The sequence below is a fragment of the Novosphingobium sp. 32-60-15 genome (genome assembly GCF_002280675.1).
Taxonomy (GTDB): domain Bacteria; phylum Pseudomonadota; class Alphaproteobacteria; order Sphingomonadales; family Sphingomonadaceae; genus Novosphingobium.
The window spans coordinates 148,917-161,215 of the sequence record NZ_NCEN01000003.1; the positions used below are offsets into that span (position 1 = coordinate 148,917).

Here is a 12,299-nt window from a genome sequence, read left to right on the forward strand (position 1 = left end):
TCAGTAGCCCAACCAATCGGCTGCGATCTCGCCTCTATGCCCCTCAGGTGCCAGTGCCGCACGCAGAGCTTCCAGTAGAGGCGGCAGCGCCTGCGTGAAGGCGTAGGGCGGGTTGACGATATAAAGGCCCGCGCCGTTGTAGATTGCGGGCTGATCGGCATCGTAAAGCCAATGCTCCACCCACAGAAATTTCGGGATGCCAAGCCTACGTAACTGCTCTTTCCACCGAACATGCGTGGCGCGGTCTTTCAGCGGATACCAGATCATCGTCACGCCATGTGCCCATTTTCGGCAAGCTGCCGCGAGGGTGGCGGTGATACGGGCACGTTCGTCCGTCTGCTCGTACGGCGGGTCGACCACCACCACGCCCCGCGGGCTGCGGGGCGGCAACATCGCCAGCCAAAGCTCGTACGCGTCGCGCTCATGCACCGCAGCGGAGGTGCCGCGCATCACGCCGCGCAGGGCATAGGCGTCCTCGGGATGCTTTTCGTTCAGGATCAGGGAATCCTGCGGGCGCAAAAGCTGCGCCAGAATGCGCGGCGAGCCGGGATAGACGCGCGGCTCGGTCCCGACATTCACCGCCTGTACTGCGGCGCGGTAGTCGTTCAGCAAAGGGTTCGTGTCGGCGAAGGCCCGCACCACACCCTGCGCGGACTCACCGGTGCGCCCGGCCTCCTCGCCGTGAAGGTCGTAAAGCCCGCAGCCGGCATGGGTGTCGATCAGGGTCAGCGCGCTTTGTTTCTGCTGCAAGGCCTGCACGAGGGTGATTAGCAGGCTGTGCTTCACGACATCGGCGCTGTTACCAGCATGATAGGAATGGCGATAATTCATTGTGCTTCAAAATCCTGACGATCTGCCTTTATGGGACTGCTGGGCAAGGATGCTGAGCGCGAGTCGACTAAGGTGACCAATCCGGGGCCCGTATAGAGTTGGGCGGAAACCTTCAAAGCACTTCTGCGCAAGGCCTCAAGCTCGCGTTAACGAGTGCTACCGAAGGCCTAGACGGAAGTCTTCGGATGCATGGGAATGTTCATGTCGGCGTCTGCTTTTCCCAGAGATTGTTGCATCCTACCCTGAAAATAGCCGCCGACTGCCCGGTTGGTCAGCAGGCCGCCACAATGGCTGATAGGCAACGATGCAGCACTGTCGGTTGGTAGGCACAGCAGTTACCCTTGAAGCGCATGGTGATGGGAAATGGGAGGCTACTATGCGCGAAGTCCGTTCCTTTTGTCGTTTTTGCATGGTGTTTTGCGGCACTCAGGTCACCTTGGATGAAAACGATCACGTAACCGGCGTGCGCGGGGACCGCGAAGACCCGATGAACCAAGGGTATAGCTGCATCAAAGGGCTGGAGGCTGCAGGAGCCTATTATGCACCCGACCGCTTGCTCCATCCACTCAAGCGCCAGCCCGACGGAAGTTACGTGCAAATTCCGATCGAACAGGCGCTTGATGAAATTGCCGCAAAAATGGCGGAAATCGCCGCGCGCGATGGACCAGAAGCCATCGCTGCATTTCGTGGAGCGGGCGCGATGCTGAACGCATCGGCCATGGCGATGGCTCCGGCATTCCTGACCGCGCTGGGATCGCACAAGAATTTCACCACGCTTACCATCGACCAGTCTGCCCACATGATCGCAGCGGGACGTATCGGGATGTGGGCGGCACCGCGCCAACCGCTGCACGACAGCGATGTGCGAATGATGTTCGGCACGAACCCGCTTGTTGCACTAACCTGTACCGATTTCGATATGTCGAACCCGACCAAGGCGATGAAAAGGGCGCGTGCGCGCGGCCTGAAACTGATCGTGATCGATCCACGCCGTACCGAAACTGCAAAGTACGCCGACGTTTTCCTGCAACCCTATCCGGGTGAAGATGTGACCATCGCAGCAGGCATGCTTCACATCATTTTGGCAGAAGGCTGGCAAGACGCAGAGTTCTGCTCCACTCATGTGGCCGATCTCGATGCGCTTCAAGCAGCGGTCGCACCATTCACGCCCCGATATGTTGCACGTCGCGCCGGGATCGATGCAGCCGACCTGCACCGCGCCACCGCGCTTTTCGCTCGGGATTCCAAGCGTGGCGGGGCGCTGGCTGGCACCGGTGTGTGCATGGCACCGCATTCAAACCTTGCCGATCACCTGATCGAAGCGATCAACGTCGTGTGCGGCCGGTTTCAGCGCGCTGGCGAGCGGGTGGTCAACCCCGGCGTGCTGCGCTCACGCCAACCAAAGCGGGCGCAAGCCGTGCAAATCGGTCGCTCATGGGAGCAGGGTTTCAAAAGCCGGATTGGCAATTACGGAACGCTGTGGGGCGAGATGATGAGCGGCATTCTTGCCGACGAAATACTCGCGCCTGGCGTGGGCCAGGTTCGCGCGCTGATTTGCCACGGGTCCAACCTTGCCAACATCATGCCTGATCAGCGCAAGACTATCCGCGCGCTTGAATCGCTCGAACTGTTGGTAAACATTGACCCGTTTATGACCGAGACGTCCAAATTAGCGCATTACATCTTGCCGACGCTCATGGGGTACGAACGCGCCGACCTGACGATGTACATGTATGAAAGCCTCTATACGCGGCCATATGCCCGCTATACCCCAGCTATCGCCGCGCCACCGACCGGAGCCGACCTTCCCGAGGACTGGCATATCTATTGGGGCCTTGCGCAACGGCTGGGGCTTAAGCTCGAATTCGACGGTGTTCCGCTCGACATGGACGCCGCGCTGGATACAGACAGCCTTCTCGCCATTGTCGCGCGCCATGCGCCGGTACCGTTCGAGACGATGAAATCCTACGAACTGGGGCATATCTTTGACGATGATCCGCAATACGTGGAAGAGCCGGACCCTGCCTCAATGGATCGGTTCACGATAGCCACCGCTGACGTGGTCCTTGAACTGGCGCAGGTTCATGCCGAATGCCCGCAGCCCGGCGCCTGGGCCAGCAACGGCGAAAGCTTTACGCACAAGATGACCTCGCGGCGGTTGCGCGAAGTGCAGAACAGTTCGCATCGCAACGTGCCCGCCGTGCGCAAGCGCATGCCCTATAACCACGCCTATCTGCACCCCGACGAAATTGCCGCGCTGGGCATTTCGGCAGGCGACAAGATCATGATCACATCAGACGCGGGCAGCATTCCTGCTGTTGTCGCTGCAGAGCCGGACCTCCGGCGCGGGGTCGTTTCGATGAGTCATGGCTGGGGCACATTGCCGCAAAATACAGTCTATGAACGAGACGGATCCAATACCGGTCTGCTCATCAGCACAGACCGTGATCTTGATCCGATCAATGCCATGCCACGAATGACGGCGATCCCGGTAAGGCTTGAACCGTTCATTTGAGATGACCATCCATGGCGCGCGGCTGACGGGCGTTAGCCGTCGTGGCTTTCGTGCGGCTGGCGGCGCCATGACGGCGCTCTTTGCGATCAAGGCAGGCCCGGCATCGGCAATTGCTCCGGCGCCCTCAGCTACCGTTGCTCAAGGATGGATCGAGATTTGCGCTGACAACACGGTGCTGCTGCGCACCGGCAATTGCGACTTCGGCCAGAGCACGATTTACACCGCCTATCGCCAGATCGTGGCCGGAGAGCTACGCGCCGATGATATGCAATGGTCGACGTAATCCTCTGCAATGGTTGCAGACATTCGCATCGCGCTTGATGCTAAAGGCCGAAGTGCGGCTTAGAATGCGACCCAAAGCGGCCCCGGCATGCAGGACGACCGACTGATCCGGCTATCCCATTCTGACCATGGCCGAGATGCCAGAACTCAAGGTTGTGATTACCAACAATCCTGATGTGGGGAATTACGGGCAGGGGTCAGAAAGTGCAATTGCGCTTGCCTCACCAGCGATTTCCGCAGCGGTGATCGACGCAACAGGCAAGCCCGTCCGGCGCTTGCCACTACGGCCTGAAGATGTCGGCAAAGCAATGGTGTAGTGCGCCCGAAGTGTTTATCTGAAGTTTCTGGCCGCAATCATGCTGCGTTGTATGACGGTTAGCAGGCACAGCACAACATAGCCGAGCGCGATTACTGCAAAGTTCTGTGGCCAAAGGCACATGGCGATGAAGACGGCGATGGTTTCCGTGCCTTCGGCAAGGCCGGTGGAATAGAAGAAGCTTTTGGCCCCGTGCGCCTGCGTTTCCTCCCCGCGCTTGCCCGCGATTGTAGCAAAGGCCAAGAAGCTTATGCCGGTAAGGGTAAAACTGGCGACGAGCAGCATCGCGGGCACTGCATTCGCCGAGTTGGCCAGTCCGAAGCCTACGGGTACGGCCACGTAGAATGCGAAATCGGCAAGGATATCAAGATAGCCGCCAAGGTCCGTCATTCCCTGCGCCCGTGCGACCGCACCGTCGAGGCCATCAGCCAGACGGTTTACCGCGATTGCCACAAGGCCCACACCATAAGCCTCATGCGCAATGGCAATCGCGGCCACAAGGGCGGGCACCAATCCGGCCAGCGTGATCACATTCGCGCTGATACCACGTTCCGCAAGCCAGCGCCCGGCGGCATTAAGCGGCGGATCGATCAACGGGCGCAGGCGGGCATCGAACATTACAATGCAGCGCTGACAGCGATGGGTGTGACAAGGCCGATGACAGCAGCACCCATGGCCGACGCCAGATTGCCTGCGATCCAGCTTTTCATGCCAAGCGAGACAGCATCGCGTCGCCGGTCCGGCGCAAGCGTCGAGATCGTCGAGACAAGCAAGCCGACGCTGGCAAGGTTGGCGACATTGCACAGCGCATAAGTCACGATCAGCTTGCTTCGCGCCGAAAGCGCCTCTGCGGGCAGGCCTGCAAATTCGAGGTAAGCGACATATTCGTTAAGGATTGCCTTGGTGCCCATCAAAGACCCTGCCGTTCCCGCTTCTGCCCAAGGGACCCCCAATGTCCACATGAATGGCGAAAACAACCACCCGAAGCTGCGTTTCACCGTGATCGGCTCAATGCCGATCAAGGGCAGGGCGGCGGCAAGGATCTGATCAACAAGGTTCACCAGTGCGAAGATCACGATGATGATGCCGATCACTGCAAGCACCAATTGCACCCCGTCCATCGTGCCTTTGATGATCGCATCCATCGTGCTCTCGTATGCCACTTCGGCAGCGGGCTCTTCAGGCTCTGCGCTGCCGACACCGGGCACCATGATCCGCGCGACCAGGATTGCAGCCGGCAATGACAGGAACGATGCGACGATCATGTGCCCCACTGCATCGGGCAATTGGGGGGCAAGGGTTGTGGCATAAAGCACCAGCAGCGCGCCAGAAATGTTGGCCATCGACAGGACCATGACCGCGAACATATCGGCCCGTGACATCCGCGCGAACCATGATCGCACGATCAGCGGTGCTTCTACCACGCCAAGAAAGATGTTTGCCCCGGCATTCAACCCGACCACGCCTGTAACCCCGAGCGTCTTGCGCAAAGCCCACGAAAGTCCGTTGACCACCACCCGCAGCACACCCCAGTGCCACAGCAGCGCGGTGAGCGCCGAGAAAACAATGATCAAAGGCAAGATCTGGAAAGCGATAACCATCGGCTGCGCTGCCCCCGGCTTAAGCACAAACGGGATGGGCGCCCCACCAAGATAGCCGAACATGTAGCTTGATCCTGCAAGCGTCGCCGTCTCAATGGCTGCAACAGCCCGGTTTATGCCATCAACAAGGCCCCACACCGCCGGAACGCGCACGATTACCAGCGCCAGCACAAGTTGCATCGCAATCGCGCCTGCCGCCCAGCGCCAACCCGGCAGGACCTTGCGATCTTCCGAAAAAGCCCACGCCAGGCCCAGGATCACCGCGATCCCGATAAGGCCCTGGGCTTGTTGCAGGATCGCCATGAGTGCCAAATCCCCTTAAAACTTCACCGCTGCGCCAAACTGGAACTGGCGCGGCGGCCCAGCATTGCGCTGCACGAACGGCGCACCGCCACCGAACTGCACCTGATTAGAGGTCGTGGCGGCATTGGCAAAGCCGGACTGGTTGTTGGCATTGAACAGGTTGAAAATGTCAGCGCTCAATTCCAGTCCGCCAAGTCCGGGCAAGGCGTAGCGGATGCCAAGATCAACGCTGGCCGACCATGGCAGGCGCGCCGCATTGCGCGAAGCGCCGGGATAACGGTCTGAATTGCCGACGAAGTTCTCTCCAAACGAAGCGCCATCACCGTTAAGGTCTTGTGTCCCGAAAATGCGCGCATCGGGGACAAGGTTGACCGGTTGCCCTGATTGGAAAAGCCCCGCGAGGCTGAGCGTCATCCCGTCAAGCGGATAGAGGTAACCCACTGCCGATATGACGTGGCGCCGGTCGTTGGCAGAAGGCCCCCATTCGGTGCTGAAGTCATTGGCGTTGGCGGCGCGGAAATTGATGTCGTCTGTGTCGTTCTTCAGGCTGGACAGCGTGTAGGACAAACGGAAGGCATAAGCATCTGCACCGCGCGCCTTATTCGCCTGCAAGATCAGCGCCTTGTATTCCGACTTTCCCGCCGATTCTGAAACCGTGATCTGGCGTGCGCCGCCCGCCACCAGGGCAACCGGGCGCGTCGCATCAGCATCCGCCTGCGTGCGCACCAGTCCAAGCGTGCGGGCCAGCACCAGTCGTGCAGCATTGTCTGGCTGTGCGCGCAACAGGGCGATGTTCGCTTGCGTTAGATTGGCCAAATCGGGCGTGAATGTGGCAGGCGCGTTCAGATCGCGCAGGCGCATCAGGTTGTGCGAACGACTGAAAATGGCATCGGCCGAAAGCGTGATCGTGGCGCTGGCCTGGAATTGGTACCCTCCGCTCAATTGCAGGCTCCACGGGCTTTTGTAGCCATTCGGGTTGAGTATCCGCGCCTCTCCCAACGTTGCGGTATCACGCAAGGCTTGCACTTGCGCCACAGAAGGGCAGGCAGAAACCGTGGCGCATGAAGGCGAGACGCCCAGATTGCCGTCGAATGTCACGCTGGAAAGGTCGATGCCTTGCGCGATCAATCCCTGTGATTGCAACAGGCCCAATTGCGTGCGCAGCCCCGCTGATGTCGTGTTGCGCTGCAGCGCGTCTGAAATCACAGAATAGGACAGTTTGCCGGTAAACAGCCCTGCGCCAAAACGCAGCGTTGATCGTGCATCGGGGCGATAGTTTAGCGAAAAGCGCGGCGCAAAGTTGTCATAGTCCCCCCCCTTGCTGCCACCCCGCCGCGCGACAATCCCCGTCAGGCTGTCATAATCCCAGCGCAGGCCCAGTGTGGCAGTCAGCTTCGGGGTAAGCTGCCATTCGTCCTCTGCGTAGAAGGCGATCTGGGTCTGACTGGTGCCAAAGGCTTGTGGCCGTAGCTCTACAGTGTAATTCGCCACCGCCGGGTTGAGCGAAAGCACGTCCTGCGCACTCAAAGAAACGCCGCGCGCAGCCAGTGTCGACAATTGATTGGCGGTCAGGTCCACGGTGAAGTTGCCATCGGGATTGCCACCACCCAGCAAGGCGAAATCGGAACGGATCAGGTCAGTACCAAGAGTGAACTTGTGATTGCCCAATCTGCGCTGAAGGCGGTGGGTTGTTTGCCACGTCTCTTCAAGATCGTTGAACACATATCCGGGATGGCCGACCACACCGACGATCAGACCGCTGGGGTCGCGGATCGTGACTTGCGGGCCAGCGGCACCCTTGGGCTGGCCATAATCCCAGCGGAACCGGCTGAATTGCAGCGCGCCATCATAGCTCCATTCATCGCCCGAATAGCTGGCAGTTGCTGCGATCAGCGTTGAAAAGCGGTCCTGCTCCGATCCTGCCGAAGGGAACGTCACGTTGCCACCACCAAGACCGCCGCCTGGCCGGTCAATCGTCACGCGTCCGGCACTCGCGCGCAGGGCTACGGTCCAATCTTCAGTCAGCCGATGATCGATCCGCACAGAGCCGAGCACAAACGTGTTGTTGCCGGTAACGGTATCGACAGCGCCGAGGGCCGGTGCATCCACTACCTGCACGTTGCGGTCGCGGGTATATTCCAGATTGGCATAGAAGAACGTCTTGTCGCGCGCCAAAGGGCCGCCAATGCTGCCGCCTGCCTGATACCGTTCAAAACTCTCGCCAACGGCGTTGCCCGATAAGTCGCGGCGCGGGAACGGTGATGTTGCATCCAGCGGGCGACCGGGCCGGACCAAAGTATAAACTTCGCCGTGGAGGCCATTGCTGCCCGATGGCGAGGTGTAATTGACCACGCCATTTGCCGTGCGGCCATAAGCCACCGAATAGGAATTGGCGAGGACGGTGACGTCGCGGGTGAAACCGAGTGGTACCGGAAACTTGATTCCCCCCAGAAAATTTTCGTTGTTATCCAGTCCATCAAGCAGATAGTTAGTATCAAGTCCGTTCGATCCGTTGATCGAAATTGAAGGGGCTTCGGGGAAGAATCCGGTTGATGCCACCACATTGGGCAATCGTACCAGTGATCCGATCACGTCGCGGCCTTCGATCGGCAATGCCGCCAGTTCCTCGCGGCCAAGCGACGCTGAAACTTCGGCGTTGACTGTGTTGAGGCGGGTGATGCTGCGAATGCCAGCCACCGTAATGGCTGCGCCGCTGGCGGGGAGCAGGCGCAAAGTCACGCTGCTGGTAAAGTTTGCGCGTAGCGTGACGGACGCTTCGCCATCGCTGTTATAGCGCCCGCCGGGGAGGAGGGTGATCTGGTAAGTTCCGGCTGTGGTCAGTCCTTCGATGCGGACAAAGCCTTGCGCATCAGATCGCAAGACGCGGGCAAATCCGATGTCGGCGTTATCAATCCTGATTTCGGCATTGGCCACAGGCGCGCCGCCTTCTGCATCGACAAGGGCAATTTGAATACCGGCTTGTTGGGCCCAGGCTGGAACTGCGGTGGTAAGGGCCGCCATCAGGCTGGCAGAAAAAAGCAGGCGTGTAGGGCGCAAGGAAATTCTCCGGTCCAGCGGAATGGTGGTTTGTCTGGCTCTAGCCGCGTCGCCAAGTGTGGTAGCGCTCGACCAGCTTTAGCAAAGTTTGCGGCGCGTGCTTCTTCTTCCATTCGCCCGCCGCATATTTGTTGGCTTCGGCCATCGTCGGGTAGGTATGGATCGTGCCAAGGATCTTGCCCAAGCCAAGCCCGTATTTCATCGCCAGCACATATTCGACCAGCAATTCCCCGGCATGTTCGCCCACAATCGTCACGCCAAGAATGCGATCTTTGCCCGGTGGGGTCAGCACTTTGACAAAGCCCTGCGTCGCGCTTTCAGCAATAGCCCTGTCGAGTTCGTGCATGGGATAGAAAGTTACTTCGTGGGCAATGCCCTGTTCGCGCGCTTCCCGTTCATTGATGCCCACACGCGCCACTTCGGGATCGATGAACGTGGCCTGCGGAATTACGCGGTAATCGGCCTTGAACTTGCGAAATTGCCCGAACAGCGCGTTGACGCTGGCGTACCAAGCCTGATGCGCGGCCACGTGGGTGAGTTGGTACGGCCCGGCAATGTCACCGGCCGCAAAGATATTAGGGTAGATCGTGGCCAGATATTCGTCAGTCACGACCGTCCGGTCCGTCTCTATGCCAAGGTCTTCCAACCCATAGCCCGTCAGGCGCGGCTTGCGGCCCACAGCCACAATCAATGCGTCGAAACCCATTTCAATTTCGCCGCCATCGCTTCGCAAAACAATGACGCGCTCATCGTCCCGGCGTTCGATGCGCAAGGCTTCGTGGCCGGTCAGGACTGTAACGCCCGAAGCGGTCAGGGCCGCGCGCGCCAGTTCTGAAACGTCGTCATCCTCGCGCCCGAGAACACGTGCGCCTTGTTCCACCTGGGACACTTGCGCACCAAGCCGGGCGAAGGCTTGAGAAAGCTCGCAACCGATCGGTCCGCCGCCCAGCACGACGATCCGGCGCGGCATTTGATCCAACTCGGCAAAACGCTCCCACAGCGTATCGCTCGTCAGATATCCGCTGTCTTCAAGTCCGGGCAGTGCCGGGACCACCGGTTCTGCGCCCGCTGCAATCACGATGGATCGTGTGGTCAAACGCTCAACCTTGCCATCATCACGGGCAATCTCGACCGTCCAGGGATCGATGATCGTGGCATAACCTTTGGCCACATCGACGCCCAGCCCGGTATATCGCTCCACACTGTCATGGGGTTCGATTGCGGCGATAATGGCATGGACGCGCGCCATCACTTTGCGAAAGCTGAAGTGCGGCGTGGTGGCCTCCAGCCCATAGTCATCGGCATGGCGCATGGCGTGCGCAATCTTGGCGCTCTTGATCAGCGCTTTCGATGGAACGCAGCCATAATTCAGGCAATCGCCGCCCATCTTGTTGGCTTCGACCAGCGTCACCCGCGCTTTGACCGTGGCCGCGATGTAGGATGAAACGAGGCCCGCAGCGCCTGCACCGATCACCACCATATTGCGGTCAAAACGGCGAGGGCGCGTCCACCGGGCATAGATGCGGCGGGCGCGGACCAGTCCCATAATCCAGCGCGCAATCCACGGCAGCGCCGCCAAAGCCACGAACGAGCCGATCAGGCCGGCAGAGGCAATGTCGCCAAGGCTTTTGATCTGCGCAAGTTGCGTCCCGGCATTGACGTAAACCACCGTGCCCAGCAGCATGCCGACTTGGCTGACCCAATAGAACGTCCATGTGCGGATCGGGGTCAGACCCATGAGCAAGTTTACCGCAAAAAACGGAAACACCGGCACCAAGCGTAACGAGAAAAGATAGAACGCTCCGTCCCGCGCGATCCCCTCGTTGACAGGCTTTAACCGGCCCCCGAACCGTGCCTGCACCCCGTCACGCAGCACATAGCGAGAGGCCAGGAATGCCAACGTGGCGCCAATGCTTGACGCAAACGATACAAGCACTGTGCCGGTGAAAACACCGAACAATGCGCCCGCAGCCAGTGTCATTATGGCGGCCCCTGGCACTGAAAACGCCGTGAGCGTGACATAGCCAACGAAGAAAGCAGCAATCACCACCAGCGGCTTTGCCTGATAGAATGCGTCCAACTGCTGTTGTTGCGCCTTGAGGCTATCCAGCGTCAGGTATTGCCCGAGATCGAACAGGAACCATGCGGCAATGGCCAAAACAAACAAAATGCCGATAACGATGCGCTTCACTTGCGGTCTCTTTCGTTGGGCACGCCCGATTTCACGGTTCGATTGTTTGCTCGGCAATCATGGAGATATTCAAGCCTGTCAGGCATCTTCGGCCGTATACCGCCGCACGAAGCCCCGGTCGATCCGGTCTTTAAGCCGCCATACCCATTTGCCAGCGGTCACGAACGGCCCCCATGACAGGATGGCTTGCCGTTTGCCATGGGCAAGCAGGTAAAGCGTCCAGCGTCGCGGTGTATATGTGTCATCGCCCTTGCCCTCGACGCTCGCCCGGATGTTTGCAGCAAGGACAGGCCCCGCCTTGACGGCATGAACGCCGGAGTGCTCAACTTTGCGGTCAGTCCGTTCAATCACATCGCCTGCTGCAAGGATGTAGGGGTGGGAAATGCTGCGTAAGTCTGCGCCAACTTGAACGAAGCCGTTCGCGGTGCAGGCAAGACCCGACTGGGCAAGCCAAGTCTGCGCACGGCTGCCAGTTGCCGCTACGACGCAATCGGCGCGCAAAAATGCCCCGTTTGACAGGCTAAGTCCCTCTGCGGTTCCCGTACCTTGTGCAAAATGCACGTTGATGTTTCGCTGGCTGATGGCGGTTGTGACCAGAGCGCGCACTTTGTCAGCGTGTCCTGCAAGAAAACTTTCCTGCGGACTGACCAACGATACTATGGCCCGAACCGCGCAACGGCGCAGGGCAGCGTCTATGCCAAAAGCCAATTCCACGCCTGCAGCCCCGCCACCAACCACCACAACGTCCGCCGTGCCGCGCTGCTGCGCTTGCGTGGCAAAGGCTGACCATTTCGCCACAAACTCGTCCACCGGCTTTACCGGCAACAGCTTGTCACCAAGCGCCAAAAGCTGTGTCAAATTGGTCTCGCCACCAGTCGCGAGCGAAGCCAAGTCAAAGGTCATGCATTCGCCCGATGACAAATGCATTGTGCGCGCATCTGCGTCGATGCCGACAATATCTGCGATGACCAGCTTGGTGCTTGCCTTCCTGGCCAGCGGTTCAAGATCGATCATCAGGTCAGATGCTTGATAATTGCCAGCCAACCAGCCCGGCAGCATTCCGGAATAGGCGGTGTAGCGAGAAGAGGTCACCAGCCAGCGCTTTGTCTGCGGAAGCGGGCGCCTTGCCCAATCTGCAAGGACAGAAAGGTGCGCATGGCCTCCGCCAGCTAGGATAATCCGCTCTGTCATCTGACACTGCAA

General features: G+C 59.5%; 9 protein-coding genes. 3 read left to right on the plus strand and 6 right to left on the minus strand.

The genetic code is table 11. The annotated features are described in order from the left end of the window. The gene (rlmJ, locus tag B7Y89_RS03585) at positions 1 to 831 is read right to left on the minus strand and encodes a 23S rRNA (adenine(2030)-N(6))-methyltransferase RlmJ (RefSeq protein ID WP_292935812.1); all 831 of its coding nucleotides are present in this window, start codon (positions 829 to 831) and stop codon (positions 1 to 3) included. Positions 832 to 1,207: 376 nt separating this feature from the next. Here rlmJ and B7Y89_RS03590 point away from each other — a divergent pair, with 376 nt between their 5' ends. The 3 genes from B7Y89_RS03590 to B7Y89_RS03600 all read left to right on the plus strand — a co-directional run bounded on the left by B7Y89_RS03590 (position 1,208) and on the right by B7Y89_RS03600 (position 3,945). Continuing rightward, complete coding sequence (locus B7Y89_RS03590) at positions 1,208 to 3,346, plus strand: molybdopterin-dependent oxidoreductase (protein ID WP_292935813.1); 2,139 nt, start codon at positions 1,208 to 1,210, stop codon at positions 3,344 to 3,346. A gap of 1 nt (position 3,347) precedes the next feature. After that, positions 3,348 to 3,629, plus strand: coding sequence for a hypothetical protein (locus B7Y89_RS03595; protein WP_292935814.1), 282 nt, complete (start codon positions 3,348 to 3,350; stop codon positions 3,627 to 3,629). A 127-nt stretch (positions 3,630 to 3,756) separates the two neighbouring features. Continuing rightward, positions 3,757 to 3,945 carry a hypothetical protein gene (locus B7Y89_RS03600; protein ID WP_292935816.1) on the plus strand — a complete coding sequence of 63 codons (189 nt, stop codon included), beginning with the start codon at positions 3,757 to 3,759 and terminating at the stop codon, positions 3,943 to 3,945. Positions 3,946 to 3,959: 14 nt separating this feature from the next. Here the strand turns inward: B7Y89_RS03600 and B7Y89_RS03605 are convergent, their stop codons facing one another. The 5 genes from B7Y89_RS03605 to B7Y89_RS03625 form a co-directional block, all read right to left on the minus strand. Beyond that, positions 3,960 to 4,562, minus strand: a complete 603-nt coding sequence (locus tag B7Y89_RS03605; RefSeq protein WP_292935818.1) for a CDP-alcohol phosphatidyltransferase family protein — start codon at positions 4,560 to 4,562, stop codon at positions 3,960 to 3,962. Then, a complete protein-coding gene (locus B7Y89_RS03610; protein WP_292935820.1) occupies positions 4,562 to 5,848 on the minus strand; it encodes a nucleoside transporter C-terminal domain-containing protein in 1,287 nt (428 codons plus the stop codon). Before B7Y89_RS03610 ends, B7Y89_RS03605 begins: the two co-directional genes overlap by 1 nt. A gap of 15 nt (positions 5,849 to 5,863) precedes the next feature. Then, positions 5,864 to 8,869 carry a TonB-dependent receptor gene (locus tag B7Y89_RS03615; RefSeq protein WP_292935822.1) on the minus strand — a complete coding sequence of 1,002 codons (3,006 nt, stop codon included), beginning with the start codon at positions 8,867 to 8,869 and terminating at the stop codon, positions 5,864 to 5,866. A gap of 76 nt (positions 8,870 to 8,945) precedes the next feature. Beyond that, positions 8,946 to 11,096 (minus strand): bifunctional TVP38/TMEM64 family protein/FAD-dependent oxidoreductase, encoded by a 2,151-nt coding sequence (locus B7Y89_RS03620; RefSeq protein ID WP_292935824.1) that lies wholly within the window; start codon positions 11,094 to 11,096, stop codon positions 8,946 to 8,948. Positions 11,097 to 11,174: 78 nt separating this feature from the next. Continuing rightward, positions 11,175 to 12,287 (minus strand): FAD-dependent oxidoreductase, encoded by a 1,113-nt coding sequence (locus B7Y89_RS03625; RefSeq protein WP_292935826.1) that lies wholly within the window; start codon positions 12,285 to 12,287, stop codon positions 11,175 to 11,177. Positions 12,288 to 12,299 lie beyond the last annotated feature (12 nt).